The following is a 19,154-nucleotide window of genomic DNA, read 5'->3' as shown; positions in this document are numbered from 1 at the left end:
GTCTGCCGGATGGATGCCCCGCCAGCGGCGGGTGCGGCGTTACCCCGCGCAGCGCGCGCAGAGCCCGTGTACTTCCAGGGTCTGCGCCTGCGGCTGGAAGCCCAGCTCCTTGGCGCGCTTTTCCAGCTGGCTGACGATCTCGCGGTCTTCCAGTTCCACTGCGCTGTGGCAGCTGTTGCAGATCAGGAACGGCACCGAGTGCTGCGCACTGCTCGGGTGGTGGCACGCCACGAAGGCGTTGACCGACTCGAGCTTGTGCACAAAGCCATTGGCCATCAGGAAGTCCAGCGCCCGATACACGGTGGGCGGGGCGTCAGCGCCCACGCCCTTGCCGTTGCGCACCCACTCCAGCAGTTCGTAGGCCTTGACCGGTTTTCCGGCCTCGGCGATCAGACGCAGCACATTGGCGCGGATGGGCGTCAGGCGCAGTCCGCGCTCGATGCACACGCGTTCGACCACCTTCACGAAGTCCGAGGCATCGTGAACATGGTGGTGCGGGGCGGTACAAGCGGTCTTGGCGGACATGCGCGGTCTCCGGTTATCAGGCCGACGGTACTTTAGTGAGTGCGACGTCGATGCGTTTCAAGGCCTCTTCACGCCCGGCCAGGAACACGGTCTGGGAAATGTCGGGGCTGACCTGGGTACCGGTGATGGCCACGCGCAGCGGCTGGGCGACCTTGCCCATGCCGATCTCCAGCGCGGTGGCCACGTCGTGCAGGGCGGCCGAAACGCTGTCGACCGTCCACTCGCCGGCTGCGGCGAGCAGCTCGCGGGCCTTGCCCAGCGGCAGTTCCGCGCCCGGCTTGAAGTGCTTGGTCACCGCCGCCTCGTCGTAGTCGGTCAGCGGCTGGTACCAGACCACGGCCTTCTCGGCCATTTCCTTCAGCGTCTGCACGCGGTCGCGCAAGGCCACCACGACGTCGGCCGGGGCCGGGCCTGCCGCCAGGTCCAGGCCCAGCTTGTTCAGCTGGTAGACCAGGTGCGGTGCGATATCGGCCGGGTCAACGGTCTTCAGGAAGTGCTGGTTGACCCAGCCCAGCTTGGCCATGTCCAGGCGCGCGGCCTTGGAGTTGCAGTGGGTCACGTCGAACAGGTCGATCAGCTCCTGGCGGGTGAACAGCTCCTGGTCGCCGTGCGACCAGCCCAGCCGGGCCAGATAGCTCAGCAGTGCATCGGGCAGGTAGCCGGCATCCTTGTACTGCATCACGTCGGCCGCGCCGGTGCGCTTGGACAGCTTGGCGCCCTGCTCGTCCAGGATCATCGGCATGTGGCCGAACTTCGGCACCGGCGCGCCGATCCCTTCGTACAGATTGATCTGCCGCGGAGTGTTGTTTATGTGGTCGTCGCCGCGGATGACCTCGCTGATGCGCATGTCCCAGTCGTCCACCACCACCGCGAAGTTGTAGGTGGGGAAGCCATCCGGACGGAAGATCACCATGTCGTCGAGTTCACTGTTGGCGATCTCGATGCGCCCCTTGATCAGGTCGTCGAACACCACCGTGCCGTCGAGCGGATTCTTGAAGCGGATCACGCGATTGGGGTCGTCGCGGTACGGCAGGCCCAGCTCACGCGCGGCGCCGTTGTAACGCGGCTTCTCCTGGCGGGCCATCGCGGCCTCGCGCATCGCATCCAGCTCTTCCTTGGTCTCGTAGGCGTAATAGGCTTTACCGTCGGCAACCAGCTGTTCGGCCACCGCCTTGTAACGGGCGACGCGGTCGGTCTGGTAGATCGGACCTTCGTCGTAGCCCAGACCCAGCCAGTCCATCGCCTCCAGGATTGCGTCGATGGCGCCCTGGGTGCTGCGTTCGCGGTCGGTGTCCTCGATGCGCAGCACAAACTCGCCGCCCCGGTGACGGGCTTCCAGCCAGCAGTACAACGCGGTGCGGGCACCACCGATATGCAGGTAACCGGTGGGACTGGGGGCAAAGCGGGTGCGGCAGATCATGGAGGGCTCGGGGAACGGGAATCCCGGCAATTTTACCCGCCTGCGGCCGCACATGCGAAAACCGGCCAATTCCTAAAGATTTCCAGGGCGCGCCCTGCTTTCATGGCTGCGCGGTGGCACGCCCACCGTCCTGCAACCCGCACTGCCGGAGGTTTCCATGCACCATCCCGCTCGCCCCCGCGCCCCCGTCCTGCATGTTGCCGCGCCCGCCAGCGCGCTGGTGCTCGCACTGGGGGTGGCGGTGATGGCAGTGGTCAGCTGGCCGGAGGTTCCCGCCCCGCCCGGCCCGGTGATGCCGCGGGTCCAGGCGACGCGCCTGGCCCCCTGGATCACCCGCATGCTGGAGCCGACGCTGCGGTCCCGCCGGATGACCGGGCCACCCGGCCAGGTCGACACCCCGCTGCGTGCGCTGGGCGGACTGCTGTCCGACGACACCGCGTTCCATGCCCTCCTGGAGGAATGGCGAGGGCGCCAGGACAGTCCTGATCCACGCACCATAATGCGGCTGCACCAAGGCCTGGACGGCTACCTTGCGACCCTGCTGCCCCCGCTGTCGCTGCACACCCTGGCCTGCGATGCGTCGTTGTGTCTGGCCGTCCTGTCCGGGCCCCACCGGACCCAGGACCTGCTGGCGCGGCAATTGATGGCGATCGAGCAGGACGGACACGCCCCCCTGCAGGCCGTGCACGTGCATGAACTGCCGGCCAGCAGCGATACCGGGCCACGCCAGTTCCGCCTGGCCCTGGCGCGCACGGCTGCGCCCTTCGGCACCGCCGCCACGCCATGAGCGGCAGGCAGCGCCGGATCAGGGCGCGAGCAGCGGTTTGCGCGGCAGCTTTTCCTCGCGCATCGCGGCGTGGTAGACGAAGGACGCCACGATGGCCGCTGCCTGCTTGAGGTCCTCCGGCTCGGCGTGGTCCCAGGTATCCAGGTTGCTGTGATGGACGTTGGTGAAGTAGTCCAGGCGATCCTGGATGAACTGGAAACCGGGCAGGCCGACGCGGTCGAAGGCGATGTGATCGGTACTGCCGGTGTTGCGCGTGGCCACGGTGGTGGCACCGACATCGTGGAACGGTGCGAGCCAGGCCTCGAAGATCGGCACGGCCGCCAGGTTTTCCTGTGCGTAGATGCCACGGAAGCGGCCCGAGCCGTTGTCCATGTTGAAATACGCCGAGAACCGGTCGTAATCGCGCTGGCGCTGCAACGCCCCGGTCGGTTCGCGCATCGAGGCCGGCAGCGTCAGCTGCTGCGGGTCGGTCGGTTCGGGGTAACGGGCCAGGTGGCGCGACACATAGTCCTGCGAGCCCACCAGCCCCTGCTCCTCACCGCTCCACAACGCCACCCGGATGGTGCGCTTGGGCTTGGCGCCCACCGCCTTGAGGATGCGCATGGCTTCCATCATCACCGCGACGCCGGCCGCGTTGTCGGCCGCACCGGTGCCGGTGTGCCACGAATCCAGGTGCGCGCCGAGCATCACGATCTCGTCGGCCTTGCTGCTGCCGCGGATCTCGGCCAGCGTGTTGTAGCCGGGCTGGTCGGTGTCGTCGGTGAAACGTGCCTGGACGTCCACGCGCAGCTTCACCGGCTGCTTGTGGTCCAGCGCGCGCACCAGCTGATTGTAGTGCTCGGCCATCATCGCCAGTTCCGGCACGCCGACCGGCTCGCCGGCCTTGCGCGACCCACCGCCGCCGACACGGATGATGCCGTTGTCCCAGCCGCTGATGCTGATGGTCGCCAGCACGCCCTGCTCGGCGAAGAAGGCGTTGGTGGCACGGGTCAGCGCCTGCTTTTCCAGATATTCCCTGGCCTTCCTGGCGCGGTCGGCCTTGGCGTCGGCCACGTCCTTGGGCACCGCGAACACCTGCAGTTCGGCCAGCCCGGCGTCATCGTGGCGGTGCGAGTCGGCGCTGCTGGCGCGTGCGTAATCGCGCGCATCGTTGAGCAGCAGGATCTTGCCGGCGAGCTTGCCCTTGTACTGGTCGAGGTCGGCGAGCTTCTTGATGTCGACCTTGATCACCTCGCCTTCCACCGGACCACGCGTGCCGGGCGTCCACGCCTTCGGCAGCGCGTACAGCGGGGTCACCCGCGGGCTGAGCATCTCGACGTTGGCGTTGCTGAATTCCCAGCCGCGGCCGAACGCATCGAAGGCTTCGTCGTGCACGTTCTGCAGGCCCCAGTCCGTGAACCTGCTGCGGGTCCAGGCATTGGCCTCGGACATCGCCGGGGAGTTGGTCAGGCGCGGACCGATCTGTTCGGTGAGGTGGCTGAAGGTGGCCATCACCTGCGAGCGATGGAACGCCTCCTGCCGGATGCGGCTGACCATGTCCAGGTCCACCGGCTCCTTCGCCTGTGCACCAGCACCGCCACTCACCGCCAGGGCCAGGGCAAGCACGCCCCACTTCACCGCGTTCCGCTTGAACATGCTCCGCTTCAACTCGACCACCCTTCGTTGCACGGCACCCGCCGCGACAGGCGAGTCTAGCGGGCGGCATGCCCGCTGCCCGCGGGCCATGAGTCATGGTCGGCATCGCGACGCTCACGCGCGCCAGCCATACCAGAGCACCCCCTGGACCGGCATCAGGAGCAGCCAGCGACTGCGGTCGAGCGTGGCGGTGCCGTATACCGGCGTGTACTGCGGCCAGTCGGCCGGGAGCCCGTCGATACCCGCCTCCGCCAGCGCGGCCGCGCCCTCCTGCCACGGCCGGTACGCGGCGCACCGTGCCCGCTGCGGCACGCTGCCGCGCGCCTGGCGCGCATCGCGCAGGAACGCCAGCCCCCGGGCGAGCACCGCGGCGCGGGTCTCGGCCGCGATCGAAAAGCGCATCAGGCCGGGCGCGACCCGCGCGCCCGGCAAGGCCTGCAGCGGGGAGGGCCAACCGTCGCCGGCGCCCTCCCCGGCCAGTACGGCACACCGTCCCAGTCGGGCCGGCAGGGCGCGGCTGGCGCGCTCCTGCAGACGGCGGGAAGTGATCATTGTCGTCTCCGTGCTTACTTGAGGCTGGCGCCCAGTTCGTACCAGTCCACGCGGCGGGTGATCCACATCGCCGAGGCGAGCACTGCAAACAGCAGCAGCGACCCCATCAGCAGCGCGTTGTTCTCCGAGATCAGCAGGCCGTACAGCGCGCCGTACAGCACACTGAGCATGGCGGCAAATCCCAGCCCGCGCTTCCAGCTGTGCAGCACCCCGGACAGATACACCGCCTGTACGCCGATACAGGCCACTGCCGAGACCGCGTACGCCATCCAGAACGGAATGTGTTCGGACAGGCTCAGCAGGAGCAGGAAGAACACCGCCAGGCCCAGCCCCACCATCAGATATTGCAGCGGGTGGATGCGCAGATGCTTGATCAGTTCGAACAGGATGAAGCCCACGAAGGTCAGCACAATGAACAGGATGCCGTACTTGCTGGCACGATCGGCCTGCGTGTACACGTCCACCGGGTTGACCAGCTCCACGCTCACCGACTCAATCTCGGCATCGCCAGCGCTGCGCAGCTGCTGCTGCGCCCGCGACGCCAGCGAGGACACCGCCCACTGCGCGTCGAAGCCCTGTGCATCCACTTTGCGCTGGTTGGGCAGGAAACTGCCGCCGAACAGCGGGTGCGGCCACGGCGAGCGCAGCGCGATGCGGCTGTCGTCGCCCACCGGCACCACCGCCAGCGAGCGGCTGCCGTCCAGCACCAGCGACAGTTCCACCGTACTGGCCTTCAGCACGCCACCGCGGTTGTCGTCGAACGGAGCCAGATCCACGTGCAGGCCGGTGGAGATGTTGCGCACCGGACCCGGATCGGGCAACAGGTCCAGCGCCCGTCCATCCACGTGCAGCTGCGGCGAGCCGACCAGCCCGCGCACGTCGGCGATGCCCACGGTCAGGTACGGCGTGCCATATACGCGACCGTCCCTGGCGGGATAGTCGTCGTCGGCGAATTCAGCGGTGATGGTGGCGTTCCAGCTGTACACCGGCACCCGGAACAGGCCCACACGGCGCTCGTCCGGCTGCATCCGCCCGTCCACCTGCAGCTTGGACGGCATCTGCAGCCACTCGCCCTGCTCGACCTGCTTTTCCTTCTTCTTGGTACCCGCCGCGTCCACCACTTCGACCTCGCGGGTTTCGGTCCACGGCACCACGCGGATCGGACCGGTCAACGTCTGCGCGCCGGCCCGGCTCTGCGCGACACGCTGGTAGGCCTCGTTGCGATACGCCTCGCGTTCGTTGATCACGCCTTTGATCAGCGCCAGGGGGATCAGCAGCACCAGGATCAGCCCGCCGACAATGGCGAACCGCAACAGCATCTTCAGGGATTTCATCGCCCGTCCTCGGTTGGGAGGACGCCAGCGTCGCGCACGCCGATGTGCGGGGTTTGTGCTGAATTTGAAGTCTGTGTGAAGTCCCGGCGCGCTCAGCGCCGGGCGGGAGCTGACGGTGGCCGCAACGGCAACCACAACTCGGCCCGCGCGCCGCCCTCGGCACGGTTGCGCAGCCGCGCGCGGCCGCCATGCAGGCGCGCCACCTCCTGCACGAACGACAGGCCGAGCCCGGAACTGCGCTGGCCGGTCGCCGGCCGCGCCAACGAATAGAAGCGTTCGAACACGCGCTCGAGGGCGTACTCGGGCACGCCACTGCCGGCGTCGTCCACCTGCAGCGCGACGCCGCCGTCAGCCGGGCTTGCGCGCAGCACGATACGGCTGCCGGGCGGCGCGAAGGCCACGGCGTTTTCCAGCAGGTTGTTCACTGCCTGCCGCAGCAGGTAGCGATCGCCCTGCAGGTCCGGTCCGCCTGGGGCGTCCACGTCGATCGTCACCCCCGCCGCCTGCGCGCTGACGGCCACCGCATCGGCGGCGGCCCGCAGCAGCGGCGCCAGGGCGATGCGCTCCTGCTTCTGCAGCCAGCCGTACTGCTCCACCTCGGCCAGCGCCAGCAGCTTGTCGATGGTTTCGGTGAGGCGCTGCGCCTGGCCCTGGATGCTGCGTGCGAAGTGCTCGCGGTCGGGGTCGGGCAACGGCTCCTGCAACAGCTCGGCCGCACCGCGGATGGCCGCCAGCGGGCTCTTCATTTCGTGGGTCAGCGATTGCACGTACTGCTCCACGTAGGCCTTGCCTTCCAGCTTGCGGCGCATGGTCTCCAGCGCCTGACCGAGGTCGCCGATCTCGTCGCGGCGTGGCTTCGGCGGCGGCACCGGCTCGCCTGCGCTCACCGCTTTGGCGTAGCGGTTGAGGCGGTTGACGCCGTGCATCAGCCAGGCCGTCATCAGCAGGCCGATCAGTGCGGACAACCCGATCAGCCACGCCCCGCGCTTGACGATCGCGCGCTGACTGGCGGCGATGAACGGGTCGATGCTGCGGTTGGGCTGGGCCAGACTGAGCACCCCGATGAGCGTGCGCCCATCGGCCGGGTCCAGGATCGGCGCGGCCACATGCATCACCGAATGGGTGTCATCGCCCGGTGTCTCCGGGCTGGAGCGTGCGCCGTACTCGCCGCGCAGCGTGCGGTAGACATCGTTCCAGCGCGAGTTGTCGCGGCCGACGTCACGGCCCCGGGAGTCGTAGACCACGATGCCCTTGGCGTCGGTGATGGTCACCTGGTAGTCCAGCGTGCGTTTGGGAAAGCGCCACACCATCGCCTTGGGATCGCGCTGTTGTGCGCGCGCCAGATTGGCCACGAAGGTGCCGTTGCGCAGGGTGCCCGCCTTGAGATCGGCCGCCGCCATTTCCGCCAGCACGTTGGCCGCATCGACCAGGGTCGACTCCATCGCCTGGCGTACGCCCGGCTTCACTTCATTGACGAAGATGCGCATCACAAAGAACGCGGCGATGCCCACGATCAGGAAGAAGCCCAGGAACAGTTTGAGACCCAGGCGCACCGTTACGCCTCCAGCGCGTAGCCCAGCCCGCGATGGGTGCGGATCGGGTCGGGATCGGCACCTGCGGCGCGCAGCTTGGCGCGCAGGGTCTTCACGTGGGTGTCGACCGTGCGGTCGGCGCTGTCGGCATCGCTGTCCCAGCCGCGGTCCATCAGCTGGGCCCGGCTGAGAATCGCCCCCGGGCGCTGAAGCAGCGCGGCCATCAGGGCGTATTCGTAACGGGTCAGGTCCAGCAGCTGCTCGCCGAAACGGATCCGGCGGCCCTCGCGGTCGATCGCGAAACGCCCGAGCTGCTGCCAGCCCGCGCTCTCGGGCGCGGCACTGCTGCCGGCCCGCCGCAGCCGCGCCCGCACCCGCGCCACCAGCTCGCGGGGCGAGAACGGCTTGGCCATGTAGTCGTCCGCCCCCAGCTCCAGGCCGAGCACCCGGTCGAATTCGTCGTTGCGGGCGGTCAGGAAGATCACCGGCACTTCGCTGAACGTGCGCAGGCTGCGGCAGACCTCGAACCCGCTCATGTCCGGCAGGCCCACATCCAAGACCACCAGATCGTAGGCCTGCTGGCGCAACCGGGCCAGGGCGTCGTTGCCGAGCAGGCAGTGGCGGGCGGCGTAGCCCTCGCTGCGCAGCGCATACAGAACGGTCTCGGCGATGGCCGTTTCGTCCTCGACCACCAGGACGTTGTGCAGGGGGTGGCTCATCCGCCCAGCATAGCCGCTGGCGCCCCCGCCCCGTACACTGCCCCGATGAACTACCGCCACGCCTTCCATGCCGGCAACCATGCCGACGTGCTCAAGCACGTCGTCCAGCTTGCCCTGCTCGACACCTTCAAGCGCAAGGACAGCCCGTTCTTCGTGCTCGATACCCACGGCGGCGCTGGCCGCTACCTGCTGGCCAGCGAGGAGAGCCGCAAGACCCTGGAGGCCGAGGACGGGGTCATGCGCCTGATGGCCCAGCCGCAGCAGCCGGCCGTGATCGAGCGCTACCTCAAGGCCGTCCAGGCCGACAATCCGGTCGGGGCCATGATCAGCTACCCCGGCTCGCCGCTGCTCACCGCCCAGACCCTGCGTGCGCAGGACCGCATGGCGGTCTGCGAAGTGCAGGACGACGAAGTGGCCTCGCTCAAGGCCCTGTTCGCCCACGACGCCCGGGTCGGCGTTTACCACGCCGACGGCTACGCCCAGAACAAGGCCCTGCTGCCGCCCAAGGCCAACGGGGTCAAGATCGGCCGCGGACTGGTCCTGATCGACCCGCCCTACGAGGCGCAGGACGCCGAGTACCAGCGCATCCTGGCGTCGGTGACCGAGATCCTGGGTCGCTGGCCGCAGGCCACCTTCGCGATCTGGTTCCCGATCAAACAGCGCCGCAGCATCCTGCATTTCCTGCGCAAGGCCGTGGCGCTGCCGGTCCGCTCGGTGCTGACCGCCGAGCTGCTGATCCGGCCCGACGACTCCCCGCTGCGGCTCAATGGCAGCGGCATGCTGCTGCTGAACCCGCCGTGGCAGTTCGACCAGATCCTGGCCCCGGCCATGCCGGCACTGAAGCAGCACCTGGGCGAGGCCGGCGCCTCGACCCGCCTGCAGTGGCTCAAGCAGGCCGAATGAGCCCCCGTCACCGGGGCGGCGGTCTGTGAGCGTTCCGTTCACGGAAGCCTGCCCCGGGGATGCGAGAATCCGAAGACCACCAAGGAACCACCGGTATGGCTACCCGTAACCGCATGCCGCCCTGGCACGAGACCTTCAAAGCCCCCAGCGGGCATGAGCTGTTGATCCGCCCGATCCGCCCGGAAGACGGTGCGCCCCTGCACGCCGCCTTCAGCCTGTTCGGCCCGGAAGAGATCCGCGACCGTTTCCTGCAGTCGGTGACCGAACTGTCCCCGGAAACCACGCAGCGGCTGACCCACCCCAACCCCAAGACCGAGATCACCCTGGTCGCGGCGGAGTCGTTGCCGGCCGGTGAGGCCGTGGTCGGCGCGGTCGCACGCGCCTCGATCATCCAGGGCACCCGGGAGGCGGAATACGCGATCCTGGTCAGCCGTTTCCTGGTCGGCCAGGGCCTGGGCCGCCAGTTGATGCGCAAGCTGGTCAAGTGGGCCCGCGGCAAATACCTGGACCGTCTCTACGGCGATGTCGCCGAAGAGAACGAGCCGATGAAGCAGCTGGCTGCCTCGCTGGGGTTCCAGCCGGTCCCGCACCCGCAGGGCACGCCCGGCCTGGTGCGCATGGTGCTCGAGCTCGACAGCTGACCTCATGCCGGCCCCTGGCCGGCACGTCGGTGTCCACGGTCGTTGGCGCGGGGTCTGCTAAAATCGCCGGTTCATGTCACGCACCTCCCCTCCCGCACCGCCGCTGCCTCGTTCCGGACAGCTCCGCGCCTGGTGGCGCGCCCCCGCATCGGCCACCGCGCTGGCGTGGTATGTCGCGCGTGCCGCGCAGGCCCACGACGGGCCGCTGCTGGTCATCGCGCGCGACAACCACGGCGCCAACCAGATCGAGTCGGACCTGCGTACCCTGCTGGGGAACGACACTGACCTGCCGGTGGTGGCGTTCCCGGATTGGGAAACCCTGCCCTACGATGCGTTCAGCCCGCACCCGGACATCATTTCCCAGCGCCTGGCCGCACTGCACCGCCTGCCCACGCTGAAGCGCGGCATCGTCGTGGTGCCGGTACAGACCCTGCTGCAGCACGTGGCGCCGCTGAAGTACATCGTCGGCGGCAGTTTCGACCTGACGGTGGGACAACGCCTGGACCTGGACGCCGAGAAGCGTCGCCTGGAATCGGCCGGCTACCGCAATGTCCCGCAGGTGATGGACCCGGGCGATTTCGCCGTGCGCGGTGGGCTGCTCGACGTCTACCCGATGGGCGCCGACGCGCCGCTGCGGGTGGAACTGCTGGACGAGGACATCGATTCGATCCGCGCCTTCGACCCCGAGTCGCAGCGTTCGCTGGACAAGGTCGATGCGGTACGGATGCTGCCGGGCCGCGAAGTTCCGCTGGACGATGCCAGCATCGCGCGGGTGCTCGCCATCCTGCGCGAACGCTTCGACGTGGACACGCGGCGCAGTGCGCTCTACCAGGACCTGAAGTCAGGTCTGGCGCCGGCCGGTGTGGAGTACTACCTGCCGCTGTTCTTCGACCAGACCGCCACGCTGTTCGATTACCTGCAGCCCAACGTGCTGCCGCTGGTGGTACCGGGCGTCGGCGACGCCGCGGCCGCATTCTGGGCGCAGACCCAGAACCGCTACGAGCAGCGCCGCCACGATGTGGAACGGCCGCTGCTGGCCCCGCAGGAGCTGTACCTCAGTCCCGAGGCCTTCAACAGCCGCCTCAACACCCTGCCGCGCGTGGACGTGTGGGCCGCCGACCACCCGCGCATCGCCGAGGCGCACGCGCTGGGCGACCAGCCGCTGCCGCCCCTGCCGGTGGCCGCGCGCGATGCCCCGGCCGGCGAGGCGTTGAAATCGTTCATTGGCCATTATCCCGGCCGCGTGCTGATCGCCGCTGATTCGCCAGGTCGCCGCGAGGCGCTGCTGGAAGTGCTGCAGGCCGCCGAGCTCAAACCGCCGGTGGTCGCCGACCTGCCGACGTTCCTGGCCCAGCCGGACCTGCGTCTGGCCATCACCGTGGCGCCGCTGGAAGACGGCTTCGCGCTGGACGATCCGGCGCTGGCGGTACTGACCGAACGCCAGCTGTTCCCCGAGCGCGCCGGCCAGACCCGCCGCAGCCGCCGCGTCGGGCGCGAGCCCGAAGCGATCATCCGCGACCTCGGCGAGCTCACCGAAGGCGCGCCGATCGTCCACGAGGATCACGGCGTCGGCCGTTACCGCGGCCTGATCGTGCTCGACGCCGGCGGCATGCCGGGCGAGTTCCTCGAAATCGAATATGCCAAGGGCGACCGCCTGTACGTACCGGTCGCCCAGCTGCACCTGATCAGCCGCTACTCCGGCGCCTCGGCCGAGACCGCCCCGCTGCATTCGCTCGGAGGCGAGCAGTGGACCAAGGCCAAGCGCAAGGCCGCCGAGAAGGTCCGCGACGTGGCCGCCGAGCTGCTGGAGATCCAGGCCCGTCGGCGCGCCCGTGCCGGTCTGGCGCTGCACGTGGACCGCTCGATGTACGAACCGTTCGCGGCCGGTTTCCCGTTCGAGGAAACCCCCGACCAGCTCGCTGCCATCGATGCGACCCTGCGCGACCTGGCCAGCAGCCAGCCGATGGACCGGGTGGTGTGCGGCGACGTGGGCTTCGGCAAGACCGAAGTGGCCGTGCGCGCCGCCTTTGCCGCCGCCAGCGCCGGCAAGCAGGTGGCCGTGCTGGTGCCGACCACGCTGCTGGCCGAGCAGCACTACCGCAACTTCCGCGACCGCTTTGCCGACTGGCCGCTGCGGGTGGAGGTGCTGTCGCGGTTCAAGACCAGCAAGGAAATCAAGGCCGAGCTGGAAAAAGTCGCCGCCGGCACGATCGACGTGATCATCGGCACCCACCGCCTGCTGCAGCCGGACGTGAAATTCAAGGATCTGGGCCTGGTGGTGGTCGATGAGGAGCAGCGCTTCGGCGTGCGCCAGAAGGAAGCGCTGAAGGCCATGCGCGCCAACGTGCACCTGCTGACGCTGACCGCCACGCCGATCCCGCGGACGTTGAACATGGCGATGGCCGGGCTGCGCGATCTTTCGATCATCGCCACGCCGCCGCCGAACCGGCTGGCGGTGCAGACCTTCATCACCGCCTGGGACAACGCGCTGCTGCGCGAAGCGTTCCAGCGCGAGCTGGCGCGTGGTGGCCAGCTGTATTTCCTGCACAACGACGTGGAAAGCATCGGCCGCATGCAGCGCGACCTGGCCGAGCTGGTGCCCGAAGCGCGCATCGGCATCGCCCACGGGCAGATGCCCGAGCGCGAACTGGAGCGGGTGATGCTCGATTTCCAGAAGCAGCGCTTCAACGTGCTGCTGTCGACCACGATCATCGAGTCGGGCATCGACATCCCCAACGCCAATACGATCATCATCAACCGCGCCGACCGCTTCGGCCTGGCCCAGCTGCACCAGTTGCGCGGCCGCGTCGGCCGTTCGCATCACCGGGCCTACGCCTACCTGGTGGTGCCGGACAAGCGGTCGATGACTCCCGACGCCGAGAAGCGCCTGGAGGCGATCGCCTCGATGGACGAACTGGGTGCGGGTTTCACTCTGGCCACGCACGACCTGGAGATCCGCGGTGCCGGCGAACTGCTCGGCGAGGACCAGAGCGGGCAGATGGCCGAGGTTGGCTTCAGCCTGTACACCGAACTGCTCGAACGCGCCGTGCGCAGCATCCGGCTGGGCAAGCTGCCCGATCTGGACGCCGGCGAGGAAGCGCGCGGCGCGGAAGTGGAACTGCATGTGCCGGCGTTGATTCCGGACGACTACCTGCCCGATGTGCACACCCGCCTGACCCTGTACAAGCGCATCAGCAGCGCGCGCGATCCGGACGACCTGCGCGAACTGCAGGTGGAGATGATCGACCGCTTCGGGCTGCTGCCCGATCCGGCCAGACACCTGTTCGCCGTGGCCGAGCTGAAGCTGCAGGCCAACGCGCGCGGCATCCGCAAGCTTGAGCTGGGCGAGAACGGCGGCCGCATCGTGTTCGATGCCAAGCCGGACATCGACCCGATGGCGGTCATCCAGCTGATCCAGAAGCAGCCCAAGCTGTACAGCATGGACGGCCCGGACAAGCTGCGCATCCGCCACCCCCTGCCCCTGCCCGAAGACCGCTTCAGCGCCGCCAAGGCGCTGCTGCTGACGCTCGCGCCGGGCTGACCGCTCCCCCGACCCCCTTCGCTCAGCGGGCCGGAGGGGCTCACCCTGTTCTTTTGCCCGCGACAAGGAGAGTTGCTTTGAAACGATTCCATTACCTGCTGCTGGCCGCCGTGCTGGCCCTGCTGACCGCCTGTGGTGGCGGCATGAGCGCCCGCGACTACCTCACCGAGAACGTCGCATATTGGAACGGCACCACCAGCACCGTGCAGCAATGGACCGTCGGGCCGCAGAGCGAACAGCTGCAGCGTGCACTGCAGGAAGGCAAGGGCCTGGGCACCTTCACGTTCGCGCTGGGCAATGCGCAGAAGGAGATGAAGGACCGCCTGGTCAGCATCGACCAGATGCCCCCGGCCGACGACGCCAAGGACCTGCACCAGAAGCTGCGCACCTATGTGCAGACCGCCGAGGAACTGTTCGGCGTGCTGCTGCAGATCGCCGCGCTGCCGGATGGCTACAGCCAGGAGCAGATCGCGCCGATGGCCGAGAAGCTGACCGCCATCGGTGAGCGCATGGACGTGGAAATGCAGTCCCTGAGCGATGCCCAGGATGCCTACGCCAAGCAGCACCGCATCAACCTGCAGAAGCATTGATCCACCCGGTCCCGGCCACGCAGGTGGCCGGGACCCTTGAAGTTGTGACCGTGACCGATCCCCTCCCCCGTCCCACCGATCCCCCCCTCGCCTGCTCTATCGACGCGCTGTCGATGTCGCTGCAGATGCGCGACCCCTATACCCGTTTCCACTGCGACCGCGTCGGCACGATGTGCGAGCAGCTGGGACGCTACTGCGACCTCGATGCAACCGACCTGTCGCACCTGGCCCTTGCCGCGCGCTTCCACGACATCGGCAAGATCGGCATTCCCGACAATGTCCTGCTGCATCCGGCACGCCTGGATGACGATCAGCGCGCGATCATGCGCACGCACCCCGAGCGCGGCGAACGCATCTTCGCCGCTACCGGCCGCGCCGATGCCCAGGCGGTGGCACGCCTGATCCGCGGCCACCATGAGGCCTACGATGGCAGCGGCTACCCCGATGGCCTGCGTGGCAGCGACATTCCGCTGGCCGCCCGCGTCCTCACCGTCGTCGACGCCTGGGACGCCATGACCAGTGAGCGGCCCTACCGCGATGCGATGGAGCGCAGCCGCGTCATGTTCCTGCTGGAAGACGCTTCCGGCGGCATGATCGATCCACAGGTCCTGGGTGCGTTCCAGCACCTGCTGCGCCGCGAACCGGGCCTGGGCTGAGTCCCTGCGGTCGGCCCACAAAAAACCCGGCAATTGCCGGGTTTTCTGTGGGCATCAACCGCGCGCGATCACCAGATCACGACACGCTTGTCGTCGGCACGCACCATGCCGTCGCCGGCCTTGCACGCGAATGCCTGCGCATAGGCGGGCATGTTCGACGGCGCGCCGTTGGCACGGAAGTTTGCCGGCGCGTGCGGATCGGTGTTCAGGCGCACGCGCAGCTCGCCTTCGGTGAAGTTGCGGCGCCACACGGTAGCCCAGTTCATGAAGAAGCGCTGGTCCTGGGTATAGCCGTCGACCGGCACGTTCACCTTCGGGTCTTCCTGCAACGCCATCTGCAGCGCGTCGTAGGCCACGGTCAGGCCACCCAGGTCACCGATGTTCTCGCCCAGGGTCAGCTTGCCCTTCACATTCACGCCCGGCAGCGATTCATAGCCGTCGAACTGCGCAACCAGCTGGTCGGTCCGCTGGGTGAAAGCACTGCGGTCGGTGTCGGTCCACCAGTTGTCGAAGTTGCCGTTGGCGGCGAACTGGCTGCCCGAATCGTCGTAACCGTGCATCATCTCGTGGCCGATCACCGCACCGATGCCGCCGTAGTTCAGCGCCGGATCGGCCTTGGCGTCGAAGAACGGCGCCTGCAGGATCGCTGCGGGGAACACGATCTCGTTCTTGGTCGGGTTGTAGTAGGCGTTGACCGTCTGCGGCGTCATGCCCCACTCGGTCTTGTCGACCGGCTTGCCGATCTTGGCCAGCATGAAGCGGTAGTTGAACGCACGCGCGGCCTGCATGTTGGCCAGGTAGCTGTCGCCGTTGGTCTCCAGGCCCGACCAGTCACGCCACTTGTCCGGGTAGCCGATCTTCGGCGTGAAGCTGGCCCACTTCTCCAGCGCCTTCTTGCGGGTGTCTTCGCTCATCCACTCCAGCTTCTCCAGACGCGCCTTCAGCGCGACCGAGAGGTTCTCCACCAGGTGCTGCATCGCCACCTTGGATTCGGCCGGGAACACGGCATCGACGTACAGCTGGCCCAGGCCTTCGCCGATGGCGCCATTGACCGATTCCAGCACGCGCTTCCAGCGCGGCTGCATTTCCTTCTGGCCACGCAGGGTGGTGCCGTAGAAGTCGAAGTTGGCCTTCTCGAAGGCGCTGCTCAGGTACGGCGCAGCGTCATCGATGGTGTGGAAGCGCAGGTAGGCCTGCCAGGTGGCGGCCGGCACGTCGGCCAGCATCTTGTCCACTTCGCCGAAGAAGGCCGGCTGGGCCAGCGAGAACTTCTGCGCGGCCGGCACCTTCAGGGTGTCGAACAGTGCGGTCCAGCTGAAGTTCGGGGTCAGCTTGTCGGCCTCGGCGGCGCTCATCGGGTTGTAGCGCTTGGACGGGTCACGCAGCTCGATGCGCGACAGCGAGGCCTTGGCCAGACGGGTTTCGAAGTCCAGCACGGCCTTGGCCTGGGTCTTGGCCTGCTCGGCATCGACGCCGGACAGCGTCAGCACCTGGGCGATGTAGGCCACGTAGGCGTCGCGGATCTTGGCCTGCGCATCGTCAACGTAATAGCCCTTTTCCGGCAGCCCCAGGCCGCCCTGGCCGACGTAGGCGATGACGTTGGCCGAATCCTTGTAGTCCGCATTGCCGAACAGCGAGAACAGCACGCCCTGGCCCTGCGCCTGGCTGTCGCGCAGGTACTGGGCGATGGTGGCGGTGTCCTTCAGCGCCGCGATCTTGTCCAGCTGCGGCTGCAGCGGCGCGATGCCGGCAGCTTCGATCTTCGCCTCGTCCGAACCGGTCTTCCAGATGTCGCCGATCTTGGCTTCCACCGAACCGGCCTTGGCCTGGCTGGCGGCCGCCTGCTGGACCAGCGCGTGCTGCACTTCCAGCGAGCGCTCGCGCAGGATTTCGAAGCTGCCCCAGGTGGTCTGGTCGTTGGGCACCGGGTTGGCCTTGAGCCACTTGCTGTTGACGAACCCGTTGAGGTCCGTGCAGGCCGCGATGGTCGGGTCCAGGTCGGCGCTGTTGAGGGAGATCAGCGCGGTCTTGATCTGCGACTGGTCGAAGGCCGGCCTGGCAGCGGCATCGGCATCGGCCGTGGCCGCAGGGGTGGGTTCAGTCTTGCCGCACGACGCCAGCGACGCGGCGATGGCGAGGGTCAGGCCCAGCGGGACCAGTTTGGACAACTTCATTCGACTCTCCGGCTACGGATGGATGCAACGCCCGGATGGCGGGCAATCACGGAGCGTAGCGCGGGAGGGGAAGCTCGGGACCGGCCAAAGGTCACCCCCCTGCCACGGGGGGTGCGGGGCAGCCTCCCCCTGGCGGTGGGTGCGGGGCGTCGGTCCGCACGGGTCTGCCCACATGGGGCGCCAACGGCAGCCGGGCAGCGCCCGGCTTTGCCTGGCGCGACCTGCCGCGGGTGGAGGGGCGCTACTTCGCCTTGCCCTGATTGGCCACGGCCTCGGCGGCCCTGCGTGCCGCTTCCGGGTCGCCCAGGTAGCGGAACGACTGCACGGTGAGGTCGTCGTTGAGCTCGAACAGCAGCGGGATACCGGTCGGGATGTTGAGTTCCAGGATGGCTTCCTGCGACACATTGTTGAGGTACTTGTACAGCGCGCGCAGCGAGTTGCCATGCGCGGTGACCAGCACGGTCTTGCCGTCCTTGAGCTGTGGAGCGATCGAATCGAACCAGTACGGCAGCACGCGGTCCAGCGTGGTCGCCAGCGATTCAGTGCCCGGCAGCGCATTGCGGTCCAGACCGGCGTAACGGCGGTCGTGGATCGGGTGGCCCGGGTCTTCGCGGTCCATTGCCGGCGGGGGGATGTCGTAGGAACGGCGCCAGATCTTGACCTGGTCCTCGCCATGCTTCGCGGCGGTCTCGGCCTTGTCCAGGCCCTGCAGGCCGCCGTAGTGACGCTCGTTCAGGCGCCAGCTCTTGCTGACCGGCAGCCAGTCCTGGTCCAGCTCGGCCAGTGCCCCCTGCAGGGTGTGGATGGCGCGCTTGAGCACCGAGGTGTGCGCCACATCGAACTGCAGGCCTTCCTCGCGCATCAGACGACCGGCGGCGGCGGCCTCACGGCGCCCCTGCTCGGTCAGCTCCACGTCCACCCAGCCGGTGAAGCGGTTGTCCAGGTTCCACTGGCTCTGGCCGTGGCGCAACAGTACGAGTTTCCGGGTCACTGCAGTATCTCCGACAGATGGCAAGGCAGGCGGGCATTGTAGCGGCAAGCCCGCCCGGCCCGCCTGCGTACGCCACGGTCAGGGGTGCGGGTGGCCGTGATGGCCCTGCGCGTCCGGGCCGCTGCGGCGGCGCTCGCCCGTGCCGCCGTGAACATGCGTACCGTGGTCGTGGTCGTGGTCGTGATCGTGATCGTGGCCGACATGATCGTCTGCATGGGCCGGCCGCGGCGCGCCCACACTGCAGGCATCGCCGCAGTGGTCGGCTTCGATCTGCAGCGTCACATGGTCGATGCCGAAGCGTTCGTGCAGCGTCGCGCCCAGGTCGCGCCGCAGCCGGTCCGGGTCCACGCCGGCGCCCATCACCACATGCGCGGTCAGCGCCGGCGTGCTCGAGGCCAGCGCCCACACATGCAGGTCGTGCACATCCACCACACCGTCGTGGCTGCACAGCGCGGTGCGCACCGCTGCCACGTCCATGCCCTTGGGCACGCCTTCCAGCAGCACGTTGATCGCCTCGCGCATCAGCACCCAGGTGCGTGGCAGCACCCACAGCCCGATCAGTACCGCCAGGATCGGATCGATCGGCCTCCAGCCGGTCCACTGGATCAGCAGCGCCCCCAGGATCACCGCCACCGAGCCGAGCATATCGGCCCAGACTTCCAGGTAGGCTCCCTTCACATTGAGACTCTCGCCGCTGCCGGCTCGCAGCAGGCGCATCGAGATCAGGTTGATGACCAGGCCGAACGCGGCGATCACCAGCATGCCGGTGGAGGCGATCTCCTGTGGCGCGCGGAACCGCTCGATCGCCTCGTACAGGATGTAGCCGGCCACCACGAACAGCATGCCGCCGTTGATCATCGCGCCCAGCGCTTCCAGCCGCGCATAGCCATAGGTGCGCTTGGCATCGGGCGGGCGCCGGCTGAGCCGCACGGCCACCAGCGCGATCATCAGCGCCAGGGTATCGGTGGCCATGTGCGCCGCATCGGACAGCAGTGCCAGGCTGTTGGTCCAGAAGGCGCCCGCCACCTCGACCAGCAGGAAGGTGGTGGTCAACCCGAGCGCCCACCACAACGGCTTCTCGTGGCGGATCTCGCTGGGCAGGTGATCGTGATCGTGGGCCATGACAGTACCTCCGGAACAAGGAGCGCAGGTTA

The 19,154-nt window shown here is 68.2% G+C and carries 16 protein-coding genes; 6 read left to right on the top strand and 10 right to left on the bottom strand.

All coding sequences use genetic code 11. The features are described from left to right. Nucleotides 1-39: 39 nt before the first annotated feature. Nucleotides 40-525, bottom strand: a complete 486-nt coding sequence (locus ACPEH1_RS09725) for a Fur family transcriptional regulator (RefSeq protein ID WP_136004329.1) — start codon at nucleotides 523-525, stop codon at nucleotides 40-42. A 16-nt stretch (nucleotides 526-541) separates the two neighbouring features. Beyond that, the gene (gene gltX / locus ACPEH1_RS09720) at nucleotides 542-1,945 is read right to left on the bottom strand and encodes a glutamate--tRNA ligase (protein WP_136004331.1); all 1,404 of its coding nucleotides are present in this window, start codon (nucleotides 1,943-1,945) and stop codon (nucleotides 542-544) included. Between the two features lie 157 nt (nucleotides 1,946-2,102). Here gltX and ACPEH1_RS09715 point away from each other — a divergent pair, with 157 nt between their 5' ends. Beyond that, nucleotides 2,103-2,732, top strand: coding sequence for a hypothetical protein (locus ACPEH1_RS09715; protein WP_423715710.1), 630 nt, complete (start codon nucleotides 2,103-2,105; stop codon nucleotides 2,730-2,732). An 18-nt stretch (nucleotides 2,733-2,750) separates the two neighbouring features. Here the strand turns inward: ACPEH1_RS09715 and ACPEH1_RS09710 are convergent, their stop codons facing one another. The 5 genes from ACPEH1_RS09710 to creB all read right to left on the bottom strand — a co-directional run bounded on the left by ACPEH1_RS09710 (nucleotide 2,751) and on the right by creB (nucleotide 8,504). Beyond that, nucleotides 2,751-4,367, bottom strand: coding sequence for a M28 family metallopeptidase (locus tag ACPEH1_RS09710; RefSeq protein ID WP_423715709.1), 1,617 nt, complete (start codon nucleotides 4,365-4,367; stop codon nucleotides 2,751-2,753). 114 nt (nucleotides 4,368-4,481) lie between these two features. Further along, entirely contained in the window at nucleotides 4,482-4,919 is a 438-nt protein-coding gene (locus ACPEH1_RS09705) for a hypothetical protein (protein ID WP_312711267.1), read from the bottom strand. Between the two features lie 14 nt (nucleotides 4,920-4,933). Next, a complete protein-coding gene (creD, locus tag ACPEH1_RS09700; protein WP_313241679.1) occupies nucleotides 4,934-6,253 on the bottom strand; it encodes a cell envelope integrity protein CreD in 1,320 nt (439 codons plus the stop codon). 92 nt (nucleotides 6,254-6,345) lie between these two features. Further along, nucleotides 6,346-7,806 carry a two-component system sensor histidine kinase CreC gene (gene creC, locus ACPEH1_RS09695; RefSeq protein ID WP_136004341.1) on the bottom strand — a complete coding sequence of 487 codons (1,461 nt, stop codon included), beginning with the start codon at nucleotides 7,804-7,806 and terminating at the stop codon, nucleotides 6,346-6,348. A gap of 2 nt (nucleotides 7,807-7,808) precedes the next feature. After that, nucleotides 7,809-8,504 (bottom strand): two-component system response regulator CreB, encoded by a 696-nt coding sequence (creB, locus tag ACPEH1_RS09690; protein ID WP_153164452.1) that lies wholly within the window; start codon nucleotides 8,502-8,504, stop codon nucleotides 7,809-7,811. A 45-nt stretch (nucleotides 8,505-8,549) separates the two neighbouring features. On the opposite strand from creB, the gene ACPEH1_RS09685 reads away from it, so the two are divergent. The 5 genes from ACPEH1_RS09685 (at nucleotide 8,550) to ACPEH1_RS09665 (ending at nucleotide 14,835) form a co-directional block, all read left to right on the top strand. Next, nucleotides 8,550-9,407, top strand: coding sequence for a 23S rRNA (adenine(2030)-N(6))-methyltransferase RlmJ (locus tag ACPEH1_RS09685; protein ID WP_136004345.1), 858 nt, complete (start codon nucleotides 8,550-8,552; stop codon nucleotides 9,405-9,407). A gap of 95 nt (nucleotides 9,408-9,502) precedes the next feature. Then, nucleotides 9,503-10,048 carry a GNAT family N-acetyltransferase gene (locus ACPEH1_RS09680; protein ID WP_017356031.1) on the top strand — a complete coding sequence of 182 codons (546 nt, stop codon included), beginning with the start codon at nucleotides 9,503-9,505 and terminating at the stop codon, nucleotides 10,046-10,048. A 73-nt stretch (nucleotides 10,049-10,121) separates the two neighbouring features. Continuing rightward, nucleotides 10,122-13,589: a transcription-repair coupling factor gene (gene mfd / locus ACPEH1_RS09675; RefSeq protein WP_166472770.1), complete on the top strand. Its 3,468-nt coding sequence runs from the start codon at nucleotides 10,122-10,124 to the stop codon at nucleotides 13,587-13,589. A gap of 77 nt (nucleotides 13,590-13,666) precedes the next feature. Further along, nucleotides 13,667-14,179: a hypothetical protein gene (locus ACPEH1_RS09670; protein WP_017356033.1), complete on the top strand. Its 513-nt coding sequence runs from the start codon at nucleotides 13,667-13,669 to the stop codon at nucleotides 14,177-14,179. Between the two features lie 50 nt (nucleotides 14,180-14,229). Beyond that, nucleotides 14,230-14,835 (top strand): HD-GYP domain-containing protein, encoded by a 606-nt coding sequence (locus ACPEH1_RS09665; RefSeq protein ID WP_037591213.1) that lies wholly within the window; start codon nucleotides 14,230-14,232, stop codon nucleotides 14,833-14,835. 68 nt (nucleotides 14,836-14,903) lie between these two features. On the opposite strand, the gene ACPEH1_RS09660 is transcribed toward ACPEH1_RS09665, so the two are convergent. The 3 genes from ACPEH1_RS09660 to ACPEH1_RS09650 form a co-directional block, all read right to left on the bottom strand. Then, entirely contained in the window at nucleotides 14,904-17,009 is a 2,106-nt protein-coding gene (locus ACPEH1_RS09660; RefSeq protein ID WP_423715708.1) for a M13 family metallopeptidase, read from the bottom strand. A 241-nt stretch (nucleotides 17,010-17,250) separates the two neighbouring features. After that, on the bottom strand, nucleotides 17,251-18,000 hold the full coding sequence (gpmA, locus tag ACPEH1_RS09655; RefSeq protein WP_017356036.1) for a 2,3-diphosphoglycerate-dependent phosphoglycerate mutase: 750 nt from the start codon (nucleotides 17,998-18,000) through the stop codon (nucleotides 17,251-17,253). A 78-nt stretch (nucleotides 18,001-18,078) separates the two neighbouring features. After that, on the bottom strand, nucleotides 18,079-19,122 hold the full coding sequence (locus ACPEH1_RS09650; RefSeq protein ID WP_423715707.1) for a cation diffusion facilitator family transporter: 1,044 nt from the start codon (nucleotides 19,120-19,122) through the stop codon (nucleotides 18,079-18,081). Between the last annotated feature and the right edge of the window lie 32 nt (nucleotides 19,123-19,154).

The sequence above is a fragment of the Stenotrophomonas sp. NPDC077421 genome (assembly GCF_049545505.1).
GTDB classification, from domain to species: Bacteria; Pseudomonadota; Gammaproteobacteria; order Xanthomonadales; family Xanthomonadaceae; genus Stenotrophomonas; species Stenotrophomonas nematodicola.
The sequence above is the reverse complement of the archived record's forward strand: the minus strand, read 5'-3'. Positions and strand labels throughout refer to the sequence as shown.